A 16,255-nucleotide genomic window follows, 5' to 3' on the forward strand; every position below is an offset into this window, starting at 1 on the left:
AACGATTCGAACTTTTTCACCACCGATCACCGCCGTTACTACGCTCTCTCGCCTTGGCTATTTCCCGCTCCTCGCGCGGACGTAGCTCCAGCGGCAATGGGCGGCAATTTTCGGTGTTGGCGTCGTGGAAATGGCAAAATTGGCGTGCCGGACGAGATGAAACGGGGCACCGCTATGTGATTGAAGTCGCCCTGTAAAAACTTTCAGGCGGATTCAGGAGCCTTGGCCTTTGCGAGGTCCTGCAGGAACTCTTCCATCAGCGGCCTGTCACCGAACCGGCGGTAAGCGCGCTCTGCTTCCAGCGAGAATGCCGGATGCGCCTCGACCAGCTTTGCCATCGTCTGCTGGGCTGCCTCGACCTCGCCGCCCGCGCCCTGCAAAGCGGCCTGAATCAGAAGGCAGTTTGCATCGCGCGGCGCCCGGATCAGGCATTCTTCTATGACGGCGGAAGCCTCATCTCGGCGGTCAGCCGCGTAGAGCGCCTGCCCGTGCACATAGGCATAGTACTCGGGCGCCATGGGATGAAGGCGGCGGGCCCGCTCTGCGTTGGCGACGGCATCATCATATTCCCCGAAGCGAACCTGCGCCTTTGCAAGCGCCATCATGCTGTCGGGATCGTTAGGGTTGAGCTCCACAGCGCGCCGTGCGGCCTGCAAGCCGCCTGAATAGTCGCCCTGGAGGGCAAGCCCGAAGCTGATGACCTGATAGCCAAGGCCAAGATTGGGATCGAGACGGACCGCCTGCCGGGCTTCGCTAAGCCCAAGATGAAGTTCCGGCGCGTTTGCCCGGCCGCCACCGCTGTGCGCCACGCTGGCGATAAAGGTCAGCGCGAGGCCTGCGCGGGCGGCCGCATAGGACGGGTCCATTTCAAGGGCGCGCTGGTAGAGGCCCCGCGCTTCCAGAATGTCCTGCGGGTCATTGGCGCCGTGCCGGTAGCGGTTGCGGGCCTGCAGCACGAGGTCATAGGCCTGCAGATTGTCGGTCGGGCGTTCCGCTGCCGCCGCCGCCTCGCTCCTGCCGATATAGGGCGCGATCTGCGCGACGATTTCAGTGGTCAGCTCGCTCTGGACGGTGAACACGTCGGCGACCTGCCGGTCAAAACTGCGCGACCACAGATGCGCGCCTGTCTTTACATCGATCAGCTGCGCCGACACGCGAAGCTGGTCGCCTTCACGGCGGGCGCTGCCTTCAACCACATAATCAACGCCGAGCTTCGCCCCGAGCTTGCGCACGTCCGTATCCTGCCCGTGCACGGCGTAGGTGGAATCGCGCGCGATTACCTGCAGCTCTGAATTGCGGGCAAGGGCTGTCGTCACATCCTCGGTCAGTCCGTCCGCGAAATATGATTGCTCGCCGCTGCCGCTCATCGCGGCAAAAGGCATGACCGCCACTGACGGCCGGGGGTCGGCGCGGCTCTGGTCCATCGACAAGACCGCCGGGATGCGGCTGACCATGGCTGCCAGGGGGAGCGGCTGGATTTGGGTGCCAATGAGGATGAGGGCTATGGCGGCCGCGACATAAGACCAGCGGGCGGCGGTGCTGCGCAGCACCTGCGGCACCTGCCGCCATGGCGACCACGGAGAGCCCGCGCGCCTTACGCGGTAGACATTGAGAAGTTCGGGAATGTTCTTGGCCCGCCTGCGGCCGATGCGAACGAACCTGTCCGCGCTGTTGCGGTCGGCCGCCATCACCACGGCGCCGCTGACGAATATCTGCCCCGGATCGCACATGGCCTCAAGACGGGCAGCCACATTGACGCCGTCGCCGTAAACGTCGCCGTCATCTTCGATGACATCGCCAAGATTGATGCCGATGCGCAGCTCGAAGGGCCCCTTGTCGAAGCCTTCCTGTATGGCCAGCGCCGCATCAACCGCTTCGTTGACGCTGGGAAACATGGCGAGAAAGCCGTCTCCCGTCGTCTTGACGATGCGCCCGCCATGGCTGGCAATGGTCGGGTCAATGAGCTCATCAAAAACAGCGCGCAGCTTCGCGTAGGTGGAAGCCTCGTTTTCAGCCATCAGCAGGCTGTAGCCGACGATATCGGCGGCCATGATTGCCGCGAGCTTGCGTTCCATCAGCATTATTCCTGAACGGCGGCCATGCAGGGACTACTACTCCTGACACTTAAGGCGACGCACGCCCCAAGACTAGACCCCTAATCCCGGATAGGCTTATCAACACAGCTCATAAATGCGTGATGATTGTGGCCTCGACATAAAACTGGGCACCGCTATGTCATTGCTGCGCCTATTGATTTCTGAGTTGCTGCTCGGAGGGAGCGGTCCGTCCTGCACCGAAAGCGGGCCGCCAAGTTTGCGTTCCTAAGATTGACGCATCGGCGCCAAGACGACGGTTTTGCATCATGCTGACAAATTCTGTCATCGGGTTGTCGTAAGTTCGGTCATCGACAAGAAAAGGAACATACAATGACCGACACCAAGGCTCTCAACATCGCCCGCACCTATTTCGATGGCATGGCGAACAAGGACATCGGCAAGATCATGTCCGTCGCTTCCGCCGACATTGTCTGCACGTCACCGATCGGGCAGACCGTCGGCACGGAGGCCTTCAGGGGCTTCCAGGAGGGTTTTGCCCGCATGATCAAAAAGCTGACGCTCGTGGCCGCGTTCGGCGACGGTCGGCACGCCGTCGTCGTCTATGAGACGGAGAGCCACCCGGTCCCGCACTCTACCGTGGCCGAATACCTCACGATCCACGACGACAAGATCGCCACAACGACCGTGATCTACGACGCCATGCCGTTTGCTGCCTACATGGCGACGGTGCAGCCGCACTGACCTCGCGCCGGCGTGCAAGCAGCCGCCGGGTAACCAAACCTCATCTCGAACGCAACGGGCGACGGCCGCTCTGCCGGCCGGTCGCCGAGGAGTTCCTCATGATCATCATTACAGCGGCAACCGGCCGCTACGGGCGGCTCGTCGTCGACGCCCTGCTACGTCGCGGCGTTTCGGCCAACGAGATCGTGGCCGCCGTGCGCAACCCGGGAAGGCGGCTGCCAAGCACGCCGCTTGCCGATGTCGTCGCCGCGACACCCAAAAGGAACGGCCTGCTATGAAGCGGATTCAATATCATCAATATGGTGGGCCGGAGGCCATGAAGCTCGAGGATTTCGAGCTCCGTACGCCCGGCAAGGGCGAGGTGGCCGTGAAGGTCCACTTCGCCGCCATCAACCCGATCGACTGGAAGGTCCGTAACGGCTATCTGAAGATGGTGACGGGGAAGAGGTTTCCTCGTGCGCTGGGCAGCGACTTTTCGGGCGCGGTGATTTCGGTCGGCTTGGGCGTCACCCGCTTTAAGCCAGGTGACGCGGTGTTTGGGTCTGTCCAAATCAAGGATGGCGGCGCACTCGGCGAAGCCGTAATCGCGCCGGAGACCTTTCTGGCCAAGAAGCCGGAAATCGTTTCCTTTGAGGACGCCGCGTGTCTTGGAACTCCTGGGATAACTGCGTGGAACGGCCTCGTTGATAAAGCGAATCTGCAGCCGGGCGCTCGGGTCTTCATCAACGGCTGCACCGGCGCCGTGGGCGAATCCGCCGTTCAAATCGCGCTGATGCTCGGCGCAGAGGTCTCGGGAAGCTGCAGCGCGCAGCAGAAGCATCGCGTCGAGCAGATGGGAGTGAGCCGCGTCTACGATTATCGGACCACAGATCTGTCAAAGATCGAGGAGCGGTTTGACGTCGTATATGACACGGCCGGGACGATGACCGTTGCGACGGGCCTCGGCTTGCTCCGGAAGGGCGGTGTGTTCCTCGACGATCCGACGCCGGGCAAATTCATTCGCGCGATCTTCAACCGGAGGCTCAAGCCGATTGTTTGCACGGCGCGGGCGGACATCCTCGATGGTCTTGCTAAGGCAGCTGATGAGAGACGGCTCCGCCTACCGATCGCTGAGGTGGTTCACCTCAAGGAAGCGATTCCGCTGGTCACCGCCCTCGAAGCGGGCCGCAGGCTGGGCGGTAAGAGCCTCGTTTCGATGAGTTGAGCAGGCCACTGCCAAAATTTGACATTGGCTGGTAGAATAGGCTGATGACCAAGAGCAATCGGCTTTTCGATCTCATGCAGGTACTGCGCCGCCACCGCACGCCGGTGGCCGGCACGGTACTTGCACAAGAGGCCGGGGTCTCGTTGCGGACGATTTATCGCTACATTGCGGCCCTGCAGGCCATGGGCGCCGAAATCGACGGCGAGCCGGGCGTGGGTTACGTGCTGCGGCCAACGTTCCTGCTGCCACCTCTGATGTTCTCGGAACAGGAGTTGCAAGCAATTACCCTGGGAGCGCAGTGGGTGACCAGGCAGACCGACCCGGCCATGGCGCTGGCAGCCGATGACGTTCTGGCCAAGATCGGTGCTGTGCTTCCCGTCGAGCTTCGTCACATACTCCACGACAACGCCTTCCACGTCGGGCGGCGGAGGGAAGAGCCGCAGTCGGTGGACCTCCAGATGATCCGCCAGGCGACACGCGAGCAACGGAAACTGTTCATCGCCTATCGCGATCCCAAGGGGACCGCGACGGAACGCACCATCTGGCCGATTTCACTCGGATTCGTCGAGACCCGCCGGTTCGTCGCAGGCTGGTGCGAACTGCGGCACGATTTTCGTCTGTTCCGCATCGACCGGATCGAGCACGCGGAACTCATGACGGATCGCTATCCGGGTCGGCGACGGGATCTCGTCAAGCAATGGCGGTCGCAGGTTGATGAGGAGGCAAAGTTGAACGCGACACCATAACGCCACTTGGATGCCGCGCCCGCGCGACAAGAGCAAGCTCAACGTCCGCTAATAGGGTCGCATGCGGGTGCCCACTTTTATTCCGGAGTGGTGGAAATTTGGCGCGCCGGACGAGATTCGAACTCCTGACCCCCAGATTCGTAGTCTGGTGCTCTATCCAGCTGAGCTACGGGCGCGCAACAGAACTTATTTACGACGCTGTTCGTATCCTGCACAATTCATCCTCTTTCAGGTCGAGGGTCCCCGGACCTTCAAACCGATGGAGGTTGCTATGAACGATACTCTTGCATCGGCCCCGCATCAGGCAGCGCGGCCGGGGACGCCCGTGGAGCCGGCGGAAATGTCGCGTCGGCACCTGACGACCCTGCGAAGCATTATCGCGGCCTGGGACGAGCGGAAACGCTTTCGCTGGGAACTTGAGCAGATGTCGAAGGACAATCCCCATTTGATCGACGATATCGGTCTGACGAGACGGCAGGTCGAGGCAGAGATCGCCAAGCCCTTCTTGCGGCGATAATCCTCGTCGGCTCACGGCCGCGAAGCCGATACCGTCATCCTCGTCCTGGGTGCGCCAAAAGCATTTAGATACGAGAAGCTGGGCCGCCGACCCGATCCCAAAACGGGACTTCGCGTGCGTCAGCGGGGCGGCTTTTCCTTAGTCGTCGTCATCATCATCCATGTAGCGGTCGCGATAGCGGCGACGATCATAGTCCTGGTAACGACGGGTGGATCGGTCCTCCTGGTAAACCCTGCGTTTGACGTAGGTCTCACAATAGTCATCTTCACAGTAGGTCTCGACAATCCGCTCACGCACAACGCCATTGTTCGACGAGCTATTCGAGCTTGTGTTCGAGGACTGACTGTCCGCGTGGGCAACGACTGTCGCCATCATCGTCGCTGATGTCAGCAGTAGGAACTTCATACGCATGGCTGCCTCCATATTGACTAGATAGCGCAACTCAAAGCCAAGTCGAGGTGAACTCACAATCAACGGCTCGGCACGCGGAGCATGCACTGCAGTCTGGCCCAAAGAAGTGGCTTTCGGCCGAGTTCGCCGTCAGAGGTCCGTAGAACAGTGTAGATTTGGAGAGATTCGAACTCCTGACCCCCAGATTGGCAGTTAATGTGTCAAAATAGATGTTCCAAATCAATAATTTAGTCAAAAACTTCGTTTTTCGAAGGCCATGGGAAACCAACATCATGGGACGCATCGAGCAGAGGTTTCGTCTCGAGCACCCGGTTCTGTTCGCGCGATTGATCCAGCGGTTGGCGATTGAGCAGCAGGGAATCGCCGAATTCATGCGTGCGATATCGGTGCTCGGCGAAGGATGCGGAAGCCTTGGCGAGCAGAGAATCGTCGGCAAAGGCGCGCAGGAGCTCGAAATGGCTTTCGCCGGGCTGGTGGACGCCAGTGAGAATTGCATCAACCACGCGAAGTGGCGTGCCCCGCGCGATGCGCCCTGTCGCAATGCCATTTCCGGCACGCACCTTGCCGTCGGGATTGGCAGCTGCCTCAAGCGCGCGCACCACGCTCGTGCCGATCGCGATGATGCGGCTGCCGCGGAGCTTCGCCCGCGCGACCTGCGCCGCGGCGCGCTCAGAGATGCGGTACGGCTCGTCGAATGGGGGTCGCAAATCGAGCGCGGGATCGCCGGTGGAAGAAACGCCCGCGGCATGCGTGAGTGTTGCGAAGCTGACGTCGCGCCGACGCCAGGCTTGGAGCGTGCGCCAGTCGAGCGCAAAGCCTGCCGACGGCGCCTCGAACGCGACCGGCCCCGCGGCAATCTTCGTCCAGACATCCCACAGTGCCAACGGCTCGGGAACATGCGCGTATTGAATCGGCCGGCCGTGCCGTGCCAGTCCAGCAAGTACCGCTGCGCGGTTGCCTTGGAAGCGCAGCTCGAGAAGGCGAGGATGGTCGAGAAGGCGCTCTACGAAGGCTTCAAGCGGGCCGAGCCGAAGGCGGTCGCCTGGTGACAGCGGCGGCGGAGGCAGCCGGTCTTCCGTGCGCGTGCGGTGATCGCCCGCGCCGAAGGCAATAGCCACGAAGCGCGTTGGATCGGGAAGTGACCGCCAGCCTGCCAGGCGAATCTCGATCGCCTCGTCGCTGGGGACATGCGTGCCGTGCAAGCTGGCAGGCAAGGTCGCGGCGTCATTGGCGACGACCAGATCGCCGGGATCGAATAGCGTCGCGAGTCCAGCGCGCGACAGGTCGCGCATCGTGCCGTCTGCCTCGACGACGAACAGCCTGGCGGAGCGCCGATCGGGACGGTCGGCGGCAATCATCCGTGTGTCCCGGCGAGAATCGTTGCGCGGACCGGCAACGCGTCGAGCACCTTTTCGATGATCTCGGCAGCAGCCAACTCGGGACGCTTCAATGTCGACGGATCGGCGCCAGGAACCGCCAGCGCGTGCAGCGGGGTATCCATGTCGCCGGGATCGAGTGCGAGGAGCCGGATGCCGTCGGCCTTCGCCTCCTCGTCCCAAATCGCCGTCAGATGGGCAAGAGCGGCCTTGCTCGCGCCATACGCGCCCCAGCCGGGATAGGCGTTCACCGCTGCGTCGCTGGAGATGTTGATCACAAGAGCGCCACGGCCCTCGCGTGCGGACGCGGCAAGCGCACCGAACAGGGCTTTCGTTAGCCGGAACGCGCCGGCGAGATTGACCGCGAGCGCTTTTTCCAGCTCCTCGCACTCGGTATCGGCAAGAAGCGCCAGAGGAACAGGGCCGAGGCTCGACGCATTGTTGATCAGGACATCGAGTCCGCCGAGGCTCGCGGTGACTTGCAACGCGATCGGGTAGATGTCTTCCTTCTTGCCGACGTCGCCGACAATGCCGTGCGCGCCGGTCTCGTCGCCGATGCGTTCGACGTCTGCGGTGGTGCGTGCGACGAAGGCGACGGACGCGCCCTGCTCGGCAAGCTGCCGCACAAGCGCCAGTCCGAGGCCGGACGTGCCGCCCGTGACCGCCACGCGAAGTCCCTGAAGATCAATATTCGTCTGCATTGCCGGTGCTCCTTCAATCTGCACGGCCTGTTGCTACAAGTTCAAGTTAACTTGAAGTCAAGTGGGAATCGTGCTTTCGTTACGCATGGATTCCATGCTGACCATCACCGACGTGGCGCGGCGCAGCGGCGTCGCGTCATCGGCCCTGCGTTTCTACGAGGAGCGCGGGCTGATCGCGTCCGAGCGGGCTGGCTCGGGACACAGGCGCTATCCGCGCTCGGTGCTGCGCCGGATCGCCTTCATCGTCTTCGCGCAGCGAATTGGGCTGACGCTTGAGGAGATCGGCGCCGAGCTCGCCAAGTTGCCAGCCGATCGCGTGCCGTCACGTCGGGATTGGTCGCGTTTGTCGGGCCGGTGGACCAAGCGCATCGACCAGCGCATCGCCGAGTTGCAGCGACTGAGGTCCGGGCTTACCGAGTGCATCGGTTGCGGCTGCCTGTCGATCGACCGGTGTAGCCTTGCGAACCCTGCCGATATGGCAGGTCGTAAGGGGCCGGGGCCGAGGTATTGGCTGGGATGAGTTGGCAGCAGGCCTGTCAGGCTCGGCACCGCAAGACTTCGCCTTCAGCATCGCGCGCGATCATTCCGGCTGACCCGAGCAACGGAACTGTTCACCCCAGCGGCATAAGCCCTCTGCCCCAGCGCAGAGCGTCGATCCGCTTTCCGTCAACGAATAGACGACCTTCGCCGGAGAACCCGGATGGACTTTTCGGTTCACAAGCCCGTCTGCCTCAAGTTCTCGCAGCTGCTGCGTCAGCATCTTTTCGCTGATCGCCGGAATTGACTGCCGCAGCCGGCCGAACCTGCGTGGTGTCGCGCCGAGTTCGCAGATGATGTCTAGCTTCCACTTGCCGGAGACCATCTTTATCGCGGTTGCAAAACCATTCTCGGTGGGTTTGTTCACCTTGCCCTCCTTACGGCAGGTAACCACTTACGCCTCCGTGCGTATTGGTGTCGCGCTTCCCAAATCATAGCTCTCCCTCGAACGACCAGCGAGCCGAGCGTTGCGCCAATCAGATATGGGGTGTCGGAATGATGCCTACAATCAGTGCCCTAGATGTTTAGTCCCGGCATTTGATGGGTGGGATCGAGTCGGAACCGTTCGGGCTCTTTTGCCCAGATTTTGCAGATGAATTCGTGGGGCGTGAGGCCCTTGAGGGTCTTAAGCCGGCGCGCGAAATTGTAAGCTAAGATGAAGTCGGCGAGATGCCGACGCAGTTGCTCGTGATCGTCATAGTGGAAGCGCTTGACGGTGGCGTCCTTGATGGTCCGATTCATCCGCTCGACCTGGCCGTTCGTCCAGGGATGGTTGATCTTTGTGAGCCGGTGCTCGATGCCATGTTCGTCGCAGATGCCGTCGAAGATGTGCTGAAGGGCATGCCGGTCGCAGGTCCGGTTGGCGAACTGAATGCCGTTGTCGGTCAGAATGGTATGGATGGCATAGGGCACGGTCGCGATCAGGTTGCGAAGGAATTGGGCCACCGCCATCTTGCCCGCCGTCGGGTGCAATTCCGCATAGGCGAATTTCGACGTCCGATCGATGGCCAAGAAAAGGCGCAGCTTGCCCTCGGCGGTCTGCACCTCGGCGAGGTCGATATGGAAATAGCCGAGCGGATAGGCGTTGAACTTCTTCCTGGCCGGCTTGTCGGCGTCCACCTGCGGCAGCCGCGAAATGCCATGGCGCTGAAGGCAGCGATGCAACGACGAGCGCGTCAGATGCGGGATCGAGGGCTGTAGGGCATAGAGACAATCATCCAGCGCCAGCAACGTGTGCTTGCGAAAGGCGACGATCACCGCTTCCTCTTCGAGCGACAGCACTGTCGATCTTGGTTTCTTCGGGCCGGTGGGAAGATCGGCGGTCGAGATCCGGTTCCTCCACTTTCTAACTGTCTTCTGATCGATGCCGTAGCGCTTGGCCAGCGCTCTCAGGCTCTCTTGACTATGCTGTATCGCTCGACGGACTGCCTCTGTCGTCGTGGCGCGGCGGTGTAGAACCTGTCCCATAGCGCATCCTTTGATTCGGACGGCAATGATGCGCCATTAAAGTCCGGGATCAAACACCTAGACACTGGACGTATGGGATCGGCGCTCGCCCGCGCGCTGCTTCAAGCGGGATATCGCACGACCGTCTGGGACAGGACAGCAAAAGAGACAGGAGGCGATCCAAGCCTTCATCATCAACCAATCATGGAACGCCTACGAAAAGCGAACTCCCGCTTCGCCGGCGCGAAACAAGAAATCACGTCGGCGAGGCTCGATTCACGACCGCTAGAAGCGGTGGCCGTTTCATGACCAACAGTATTCTTAGGAGAAAACGCATGACGAATACAAAACCGGAGACAATGCAGGCCGCCGCCATCGACCGGTTCGGTGGAGCCGAGCTGGTTACTGTGCGAGCCGTGTCAGTGCCCGAGGTCGGGCCGAGCGATGTCCTAATCCGGGTCGAAGTGGCGGGCGTGGCCTCGTGGGACGCGGTCGAGCGTGAGGGTCACTACGACGGGGCTTTCGGAATGCCGTCGACATTCCCCTATGTGCTCGGCTGGGACTGCGCGGGCGCAGTCGTCGCCGTTGGCGGCCAAGTTAGCCGCTTCAAGGAAGGCGACCGGGTGTACGCTGCATCCATGCCACTTCCCAAGGGTGGAACCTACGCCACGTACGCAGTAACGGATGCGGACAACGTGTCGCTCATCCCCGCCAAGCTCACGATCGAGCAAGCGGGCGTCATGGGCTGGGATGCGTTGACCGCGCTCAGCGGCCTGGAAGAGGTCGGCCTAAAGCAGGGCGATACAATAATGATCTTCGGCGCCAGCGGCGGTATCGGGCACATGGCCATCCAACTCGCAAAACGATTGGGCGCCCGCCTATTGGCGGTGGCTTCGGGCGATGACGGCGTGGCGCTATCGCAGCGGCTGGGCGCCGACGCCATCGTCAACGGGCGCAAGGACGACGTGGTGGCGGCCGCTCGTGAATTCGCCGCCGGCGGCCTCGACGCTGCCCTTGTCACCGTAAGCGGTGAGGCGGCCGACCGCGCGCTGACGTCAGTGCGCGACGGCGGTCGGGTCGCCTGCCCCCACGGCGCGATGCCCGATCCAAATGTCCGGCCCGGCGTGGAGCTCATTCGCTACAACGCCGCCCGCAGCCAGGACGCGACCGACAAGCTTGACCGCCTGATCGACTCTGGCCCGTTCGACGTCCATGTCGCCCGTACATTCCCGTTCGACCAGGTTGTTGATGCGCACCGAGCGCTTACCACCCACTACGTCGGCAAGCTCGCTTTGCGGGTAAGTTGAGCAAATGGTGGATTCCATCAGACATCACCAGGCGTTGCGACGGCGGAACAGGATCATGGCAGACATGGAAATGTGCTGGCGCTTTCCCATGAGTTCCGCCGATCGCCGCTGATCTGCCAGAAACAAAAAATGCGCTGCCGTTTGCGGTCACCGACTATCTTGGCGAAGAATGGCGCGCCCGAAGAGATTCGAACTCCTGACCCCCAGATTCGTAGTTAACAAGGTGAAAATAATTCTTTAAAATCAACATGTTATCGGAAATCTCGTTTCGATGGCTGCGGAAATCTCGATAAATCCAGAATGCCGTCATGGTCGGAGTTCGGAATCGGAGTTTGCCTATCCTGCACCACCTAGCTGCGCCCGGCGCTGAAGCTCTATGGTACCGCCGCGCCGGACGTCTATAGCACGCGCTGGACGACGCTAGGCAAGCTTCGGACACGCTACCGGCTGCTCAGGAACTCGATGATGATGCGCCGTTCGTCTGCTTTGTTGAAGCGTTGGACCATCCGTGTGCCCCGCACCATCGCGGTCGGATTTGCAAGGTAGGTCTCCAGCGTCTCGGGCGTCCAGGTGATGGCGGATGCGTTCAGCGCGGGCGAATAGTTGAATCCCTCGACGCTGCCTGCAGCGCGGCCGATCACGGCATGCAAATGCGGGCCGACGCCGTTGCGGGTGGTCGCGATCTGGTGGCAGGCGCCGCAGCGCTGCCGGAACAGGCGCTCTCCTGAAGCGATATCCGTCTCCTGGGCAACGGACGGAACCGTTGCCCAGGCTGTCGCGACCACCGTCAAGGCGGATAGTGCGATGTTCCTCATCCCTCTATCCCCTTCAGGTCGAGCTTCGAGAGGGGCAGGCTGCGGATACGCTGGCCTGTCAGCACGGAAGCGGCGTTGACGACCGCCGGCGGCACGCCCGGCAGCCCGGGCTCGCCGATCCCGCCCATCGGCGCTCCGCTCTCGACGATGCGAACATGCACGCGCGGCATGCGGTCGGGCGGCAGGATCGGATAGCCGTCGAAATTGCGCGCCTGAGGCATGCCGTCGACATAGACGACTTCCTCAAGCAGCGCCGAGGACAGGCCGAGGGCCACGGCCGAGTTTACCTGCGCCTCGATGATGGCGGGATTGACGATGCTACCGGGATCGATCGCTACCCAGACGTCGTGAACCACGACCCCGCCATCCCGCAGCGACACTTCGGCGATCGTGGCGACCTCGCTGCCGAAAGGCGAGGCCATGGCGACACCACGGGCGCGCCGCGTGCCGTCTTCGGCCGTGAACGGTCCGCGTTTCCATCCGCCGGACAGATCGGCGACTGCCTGCAAGAGATTGCTGTGCCTTGGGCTATCAGCCAGAAGCCGCCGCCGCAGCTCGTAGGGGTCCTGGCCGCCGGCATCGGCCATCTCGTCGAAGAACGTCTCGTAGAAGAAGTCGTTCATCGAATGGCCGACGGACCGCCAGAAGCCGATGATAGCCGGATCGTCGACATGGATCTGGCCGACGCGCCGGTTCGGAATCGCATAGACTTTCCCTGCGATGCCCTCGACGGCGGAGCTGTCGACCTTGTCCAGCTGACGGCCGAACCAGCGACCGGTCGGGCCTTCACCCACCGCAACCGCATCCAGCGCGACCGGAAGACCGGCAGCGTCCAGCCCTGCGCGGAAGCGGACCGCGCCCATCGGCCTCAGCGTGTCGCGCAGGAATTCCTCCTCGCGGCTCCAGATCAGCTTGACTGGCCGCCCAGCGGCCTTTGCGAGCAGAATCGCCTGCGGAAACGGATTGGCCGTCTGATAGAGGAAATGCCGGCCGAAGAAACCACCGAGCATCGGCGAATGGATGATGACATTGTCCGGCTCGATGCCGGCGACCTTCGCGGCATCGGCCTGGAACATCTCCGGCGCCTGGTTGGGGATCCAGAGCTCCAGCGTGCCGTCCTCATTCCAGCGCGCGATCGCCGACGGCGGCTCGAGCTGTCCATGCACAAGATATGGCGCGTCATAGGTTCCCTCGATTACCCGCGCGGCGTCGGCGAACTCACCTACCGGGTTTCCGTGCTCCTCGAAAACGACGCCGTCGCCTGGCGTCGATTTCAACATCTCCTTGTGGGCCTCGGAGGAGAAATCGGCCGGCATGGCATGAGGCGTTTCGGCCGCAGGCTCCGTCCAGGTCACCTGAAGGGCTTCCACGGCGCGGCGCGCGCGCCACCAGCTGTCGGCCAGGACTGCTACCGCGCCGGGCAGCCGGTGGATGGAAAGTACGCCCGGCATGGCCTGGACTTCCGCCTCGTTGGCGAGCGTACCGGGCTCCCCTCCGAGACGCGGGCTGTGCTGGACGGCGGCATGCAGCACGCCGTCGATCTTGAGATCGATCGCGTACTGCGCACGCCCGGTGGACTTTTCGCGCACGTCGAGCCTTGCGACCGGCTTGCCGATCCAGCGGAAGCTGTTGGAAGGCCGCAGCACAACGTCGTTCGGGACGGGCAGATCGGTGGCAGCGTCGGCGATTTCTCCGTAAGGGATCGCTTGACCGCTCGCGGCATGCACTACGCGGCCCGGTTCCGTGGACAGCTCCGACATCGGCACGCCGAGCCGTTCGGCCGCAGCCTGCAGCAGCATATGGCGTGCCGAGGCGCCGAGCTTGCGCATGGTCTCGTAGCTCATGCGCACCGACATGCTGCCGCCGGTGAAGCGGCCGCCTCCGGTCAAAAGATAGTCAGGACCGGGAGGTGCTCCTTCCACCACGAACTGTGAGGGATCGACATCCAACTCTTCGCCGACGATCTGCGCCATAGCGGTGAACACGCCCTGGCCTCCTTCGATGAAGGCGCTGCGGAACAGCACCGTGCTATCTGGGCGGATTTCCAAAAACGCGTTGACGCGCGTTCCGGGCGCGACGGTGGTAGCGGCCTGCGCTCTGGCACGTCCGACCGGCACCGTGACGGAAAGAACAAGCGTTGCGGCGGCGCCGAGGAAGCCGCGCCGTGAGATGTTGAGCGGTCCGTCTTCGCCGCGCGTGGACCGGCCGTCCCGAATGGGGGTCATGTCGTTCATCAATCCCTCCTCACGCCTGCGCGGCCTGCCGGACGGCAGCCGAGATCGCATTGTAGGTGCCGCAGCGGCAGAGGTTCACCATCGCGCCCGCGATGTCGTCGTCGGTTGGCTGCGGGGTTTGCTTGAGGAGCGCCGTGGCAGCCATCACCTGGCCGGACTGGCAGTAGCCGCATTGCGGCACTTGATTGGCGACCCAGGCCTCGACCACCTTCCTGCCCTCGGCATCCTGCTCGATCGCCTCGATGGTCGTGATCGCCATCCCGCCGACGCTGTCCACTGTTGTCACGCAGGAGCGCGTCGCCTGTCCGTCGATCAGCACCGTGCATGCGCCGCACTGGGCCACGCCGCACCCATATTTTGTGCCGGTCATGCCGAGTGTGTCGCGCAAAACCCAGAGCAGCGGGGTGTCCGGTTCGACATCGACTTGGTGCGTTGAGCCGTTGATGGTCAGTTCCATGGCCTTCTCCTCGTGGTTCGCAGAAAGCCAACGCGACTGGCTGTTGGCTCGTCGAACCTGAAGAGTAGGTGTCCCGGATCACCCTGATTAGGCTGCCCAATTCGCTTGCGTTAATCGATGAGAGACATAAATCTTTTGAACGGTGTGACCAGCGCGATGATTTCAATAACCTTTTGGGTTCCTGGCGTAGCCGAGGAAAAGAGCTTCACGCGTGCTGCGGCGAAGCTCGGCTCGGCGGGCACAGGCCCGCCGAACCCCAATCAATCGCTGATGAAAGCCAATCAGGGGGTAGGCTCTCCCGATTTGCGTTTCCAAGACCAGGTAGCGTCGCGACGATGATGCGGTCTGGTCTACGCCGATAGATGCTGATTGAAGAAACTGGACAGCTTATCGAAGGGAATGAGATCCACGCGGTCGTAGAGATCGACGTGGCCGGCGCCCGGAACCCAGACGAACTCCTTCGGCTCGGCCGCGCGCTTGTAGGCGTCCTCGCTGAACTCACGGGAGTGCGCCTGGTCGCCTGTGATGAACAGCATCGGCCGCGGCGAGATCGTCTCGATGTCATTGAACGGGTAGAAGTTCATGAACTTGACGTTGCTGGTTACCGTTGGCTTTGTCGTCCTTTGGTCGGATGCGCCCGCCGGGGTGAACTCACCGCGCGGCGTTCGATAGAAATCGTAGAACTCGCGCTGTATCGGATGGGTGTCTGCAGTCAGTTCGAGATCCGTTCCACCCGCGACCGCAATCTCGCCGCCTTCGAATTCAACGTAACGCTGCTCGGCCGCCGCCGCGATGATTTGTTTGCGCTGCTCGACTGACAGCGAGTGGTTGAGCGCGTTGCGGTTGGCGGCGCCCATGTCGTACATGCTGACGGTCGCGATGGCCTTCAGGCGCGGATCGATCTTGGCCGCGCTGATGATAAAACTGCCGCTGCCGCAGACACCGATCCCGCCGATCCGTTCCCGGTCCACGAACGGCCGGGTGCCGAGGAAATCGACCGCGGCGCTGAATGCCTCCGCGTAGAAGTCAGGCGAAACGGCATTGCGAGGCTGCCCTTCGCTCTCGCCCCAGAAGGGCAGGTCGATCGACATGGCAACAAAGCCCTGCTCGGCCATCTTCGTCGCGTAGAGGTTCGCGCTCTGCTCCTTGACCGCACCCATCGGATGTCCGACGACAATCGCCGGAATGGCTGCATTCTGGGCCAGGTTCCTGGGGGTGAACAGATTGCCGGTGACGTTCAGTTGATACTGGCTCCTGAAGCTCACCTTTTCCAGGTTCACCTGATCGCTGGTGTAGAAGTTGCTGGCGCCGTTCGACATATCTTGAGCCTTTGCAAAGGGGGTATTGAGGATTGACATCGCACCGAGCGCCGCAACGCTCGCGCCGGTCAGCTTCAGGAGGTTCCGCCGACCGACATCAAGGCCGGCCTGCTGCTCTACTGAGTTCTCTGTTCCAATTGGCTTGTTCATGCTTCAATCTCCTGTGACAGCGAGAAATGTCGGTGAGCCAAGCGGTCGAATTAGATCATCCGCTTCGATTGTCGTTGTGAAACCAGCACATCAAGCGGGACTGCATTCCCACGCGCCTCGTGGTTCCCTCCTGATGGCCGCAACTCATTTGGCCGCAACTCATTGAACCCAAAAAGTAGCGACCTCAGATCACTACGATTAGATCGCTTAATTCGCTTGCGTTAATCGATGAGAGAC

General features: G+C 62.1%; 18 protein-coding genes and 1 tRNA gene. 8 read left to right on the plus strand and 11 right to left on the minus strand.

Features of this window, described 5'->3' with window-relative positions; translation table 11 throughout:
* Positions 1 to 203: 203 nt before the first annotated feature.
* On the minus strand, positions 204 to 2,075 hold the full coding sequence (locus IHQ72_RS02155; protein ID WP_258120935.1) for an adenylate/guanylate cyclase domain-containing protein: 1,872 nt from the start codon (positions 2,073 to 2,075) through the stop codon (positions 204 to 206).
* 351 nt (positions 2,076 to 2,426) lie between these two features.
* Between IHQ72_RS02155 and IHQ72_RS02160 the strand changes: the two genes are divergently transcribed.
* The 4 genes from IHQ72_RS02160 to IHQ72_RS02175 all read left to right on the plus strand — a co-directional run bounded on the left by IHQ72_RS02160 (position 2,427) and on the right by IHQ72_RS02175 (position 4,748).
* Complete coding sequence (locus tag IHQ72_RS02160) at positions 2,427 to 2,798, plus strand: nuclear transport factor 2 family protein (RefSeq protein WP_258120936.1); 372 nt, start codon at positions 2,427 to 2,429, stop codon at positions 2,796 to 2,798.
* A gap of 98 nt (positions 2,799 to 2,896) precedes the next feature.
* A complete protein-coding gene (locus tag IHQ72_RS02165; RefSeq protein WP_258120937.1) occupies positions 2,897 to 3,076 on the plus strand; it encodes a hypothetical protein in 180 nt (59 codons plus the stop codon).
* Positions 3,073 to 4,002, plus strand: a complete 930-nt coding sequence (locus tag IHQ72_RS02170; protein WP_258120938.1) for an NAD(P)-dependent alcohol dehydrogenase — start codon at positions 3,073 to 3,075, stop codon at positions 4,000 to 4,002. Before IHQ72_RS02165 ends, IHQ72_RS02170 begins: the two co-directional genes overlap by 4 nt.
* A 44-nt stretch (positions 4,003 to 4,046) precedes the next feature.
* On the plus strand, positions 4,047 to 4,748 hold the full coding sequence (locus IHQ72_RS02175; RefSeq protein WP_258120939.1) for a helix-turn-helix transcriptional regulator: 702 nt from the start codon (positions 4,047 to 4,049) through the stop codon (positions 4,746 to 4,748).
* 99 nt (positions 4,749 to 4,847) lie between these two features.
* Here IHQ72_RS02175 and IHQ72_RS02180 read toward each other — a convergent pair.
* A tRNA-Arg gene (locus IHQ72_RS02180) sits at positions 4,848 to 4,924 on the minus strand.
* Positions 4,925 to 5,019: 95 nt separating this feature from the next.
* Between IHQ72_RS02180 and IHQ72_RS02185 the strand changes: the two genes are divergently transcribed.
* Positions 5,020 to 5,265 carry a DUF1127 domain-containing protein gene (locus IHQ72_RS02185; RefSeq protein ID WP_258120940.1) on the plus strand — a complete coding sequence of 82 codons (246 nt, stop codon included), beginning with the start codon at positions 5,020 to 5,022 and terminating at the stop codon, positions 5,263 to 5,265.
* Positions 5,266 to 5,403: 138 nt separating this feature from the next.
* Here IHQ72_RS02185 and IHQ72_RS02190 read toward each other — a convergent pair whose 3' ends face one another.
* The 3 genes from IHQ72_RS02190 to IHQ72_RS02200 all read right to left on the minus strand — a co-directional run bounded on the left by IHQ72_RS02190 (position 5,404) and on the right by IHQ72_RS02200 (position 7,753).
* Entirely contained in the window at positions 5,404 to 5,676 is a 273-nt protein-coding gene (locus tag IHQ72_RS02190) for a hypothetical protein (protein WP_258120941.1), read from the minus strand.
* A 227-nt stretch (positions 5,677 to 5,903) separates the two neighbouring features.
* Positions 5,904 to 7,034 (minus strand): S-adenosylmethionine:tRNA ribosyltransferase-isomerase, encoded by a 1,131-nt coding sequence (locus tag IHQ72_RS02195; RefSeq protein WP_258120942.1) that lies wholly within the window; start codon positions 7,032 to 7,034, stop codon positions 5,904 to 5,906.
* A complete protein-coding gene (locus IHQ72_RS02200; protein ID WP_258120944.1) occupies positions 7,031 to 7,753 on the minus strand; it encodes an SDR family NAD(P)-dependent oxidoreductase in 723 nt (240 codons plus the stop codon). Before IHQ72_RS02200 ends, IHQ72_RS02195 begins: the two co-directional genes overlap by 4 nt.
* Before the next feature lie 85 nt (positions 7,754 to 7,838).
* Between IHQ72_RS02200 and soxR the strand changes: the two genes are divergently transcribed.
* Positions 7,839 to 8,273: a redox-sensitive transcriptional activator SoxR gene (soxR, locus tag IHQ72_RS02205; RefSeq protein WP_258123707.1), complete on the plus strand. Its 435-nt coding sequence runs from the start codon at positions 7,839 to 7,841 to the stop codon at positions 8,271 to 8,273.
* A gap of 60 nt (positions 8,274 to 8,333) precedes the next feature.
* Here the strand turns inward: soxR and IHQ72_RS02210 are convergent, their stop codons facing one another.
* Together IHQ72_RS02210 and IHQ72_RS02215 are read right to left on the minus strand one after the other, a co-directional pair.
* Positions 8,334 to 8,657, minus strand: a complete 324-nt coding sequence (locus IHQ72_RS02210; protein ID WP_258120946.1) for a winged helix-turn-helix transcriptional regulator — start codon at positions 8,655 to 8,657, stop codon at positions 8,334 to 8,336.
* Between the two features lie 149 nt (positions 8,658 to 8,806).
* Positions 8,807 to 9,757, minus strand: coding sequence for an IS481 family transposase (locus IHQ72_RS02215; protein WP_258120947.1), 951 nt, complete (start codon positions 9,755 to 9,757; stop codon positions 8,807 to 8,809).
* A gap of 72 nt (positions 9,758 to 9,829) precedes the next feature.
* Here IHQ72_RS02215 and IHQ72_RS37010 point away from each other — a divergent pair, with 72 nt between their 5' ends.
* Positions 9,830 to 10,045 (plus strand): hypothetical protein, encoded by a 216-nt coding sequence (locus tag IHQ72_RS37010; protein WP_374120326.1) that lies wholly within the window; start codon positions 9,830 to 9,832, stop codon positions 10,043 to 10,045.
* A 26-nt stretch (positions 10,046 to 10,071) separates the two neighbouring features.
* Positions 10,072 to 11,043 carry a quinone oxidoreductase family protein gene (locus IHQ72_RS02220; protein WP_258120948.1) on the plus strand — a complete coding sequence of 324 codons (972 nt, stop codon included), beginning with the start codon at positions 10,072 to 10,074 and terminating at the stop codon, positions 11,041 to 11,043.
* A 440-nt stretch (positions 11,044 to 11,483) separates the two neighbouring features.
* On the opposite strand, the gene IHQ72_RS02225 is transcribed toward IHQ72_RS02220, so the two are convergent.
* From IHQ72_RS02225 to IHQ72_RS02240, 4 genes are all read right to left on the minus strand, one after another.
* Positions 11,484 to 11,858, minus strand: coding sequence for a c-type cytochrome (locus IHQ72_RS02225; RefSeq protein ID WP_258120949.1), 375 nt, complete (start codon positions 11,856 to 11,858; stop codon positions 11,484 to 11,486).
* Complete coding sequence (locus tag IHQ72_RS02230; RefSeq protein ID WP_258120950.1) at positions 11,855 to 14,092, minus strand: xanthine dehydrogenase family protein molybdopterin-binding subunit; 2,238 nt, start codon at positions 14,090 to 14,092, stop codon at positions 11,855 to 11,857. The genes IHQ72_RS02225 and IHQ72_RS02230 overlap by 4 nt, the downstream gene beginning before the upstream one ends.
* 10 nt (positions 14,093 to 14,102) lie before the next feature.
* Positions 14,103 to 14,549 carry a (2Fe-2S)-binding protein gene (locus IHQ72_RS02235; protein WP_145721569.1) on the minus strand — a complete coding sequence of 149 codons (447 nt, stop codon included), beginning with the start codon at positions 14,547 to 14,549 and terminating at the stop codon, positions 14,103 to 14,105.
* A gap of 350 nt (positions 14,550 to 14,899) precedes the next feature.
* Positions 14,900 to 16,018 (minus strand): alpha/beta hydrolase, encoded by a 1,119-nt coding sequence (locus tag IHQ72_RS02240; protein WP_145721570.1) that lies wholly within the window; start codon positions 16,016 to 16,018, stop codon positions 14,900 to 14,902.
* Positions 16,019 to 16,255: the final 237 nt, after the last annotated feature.

This window comes from Mesorhizobium onobrychidis (genome assembly GCF_024707545.1).
Classification (GTDB): domain Bacteria; phylum Pseudomonadota; class Alphaproteobacteria; order Rhizobiales; family Rhizobiaceae; genus Mesorhizobium; species Mesorhizobium onobrychidis.

What these genes read in the sequence shown, in the direction of transcription:
- IHQ72_RS02195 (WP_258120942.1), bottom strand. Translation starts at nt 7,034, where the DNA reads ATGATTGCCGCCGACCGTCCCGATCGGCGCTCCGCCAGGCTGTTCGTC.
- soxR (WP_258123707.1), top strand. Translation starts at nt 7,839, where the DNA reads ATGGATTCCATGCTGACCATCACCGACGTGGCGCGGCGCAGCGGCGTC.
- IHQ72_RS02200 (WP_258120944.1), bottom strand. Translation starts at nt 7,753, where the DNA reads ATGCAGACGAATATTGATCTTCAGGGACTTCGCGTGGCGGTCACGGGC.
- IHQ72_RS02235 (WP_145721569.1), bottom strand. Translation starts at nt 14,549, where the DNA reads ATGGAACTGACCATCAACGGCTCAACGCACCAAGTCGATGTCGAACCG.
- IHQ72_RS02215 (WP_258120947.1), bottom strand. Translation starts at nt 9,757, where the DNA reads ATGGGACAGGTTCTACACCGCCGCGCCACGACGACAGAGGCAGTCCGT.
- IHQ72_RS02240 (WP_145721570.1), bottom strand. Translation starts at nt 16,018, where the DNA reads ATGAACAAGCCAATTGGAACAGAGAACTCAGTAGAGCAGCAGGCCGGC.
- IHQ72_RS02170 (WP_258120938.1), top strand. Translation starts at nt 3,073, where the DNA reads ATGAAGCGGATTCAATATCATCAATATGGTGGGCCGGAGGCCATGAAG.
- IHQ72_RS37010 (WP_374120326.1), top strand. Translation starts at nt 9,830, where the DNA reads ATGGGATCGGCGCTCGCCCGCGCGCTGCTTCAAGCGGGATATCGCACG.
- IHQ72_RS02175 (WP_258120939.1), top strand. Translation starts at nt 4,047, where the DNA reads ATGACCAAGAGCAATCGGCTTTTCGATCTCATGCAGGTACTGCGCCGC.
- IHQ72_RS02160 (WP_258120936.1), top strand. Translation starts at nt 2,427, where the DNA reads ATGACCGACACCAAGGCTCTCAACATCGCCCGCACCTATTTCGATGGC.
- IHQ72_RS02185 (WP_258120940.1), top strand. Translation starts at nt 5,020, where the DNA reads ATGAACGATACTCTTGCATCGGCCCCGCATCAGGCAGCGCGGCCGGGG.
- IHQ72_RS02220 (WP_258120948.1), top strand. Translation starts at nt 10,072, where the DNA reads ATGACGAATACAAAACCGGAGACAATGCAGGCCGCCGCCATCGACCGG.
- IHQ72_RS02165 (WP_258120937.1), top strand. Translation starts at nt 2,897, where the DNA reads ATGATCATCATTACAGCGGCAACCGGCCGCTACGGGCGGCTCGTCGTC.
- IHQ72_RS02190 (WP_258120941.1), bottom strand. Translation starts at nt 5,676, where the DNA reads ATGCGTATGAAGTTCCTACTGCTGACATCAGCGACGATGATGGCGACA.
- IHQ72_RS02225 (WP_258120949.1), bottom strand. Translation starts at nt 11,858, where the DNA reads ATGAGGAACATCGCACTATCCGCCTTGACGGTGGTCGCGACAGCCTGG.
- IHQ72_RS02230 (WP_258120950.1), bottom strand. Translation starts at nt 14,092, where the DNA reads ATGAACGACATGACCCCCATTCGGGACGGCCGGTCCACGCGCGGCGAA.
- IHQ72_RS02155 (WP_258120935.1), bottom strand. Translation starts at nt 2,075, where the DNA reads ATGGAACGCAAGCTCGCGGCAATCATGGCCGCCGATATCGTCGGCTAC.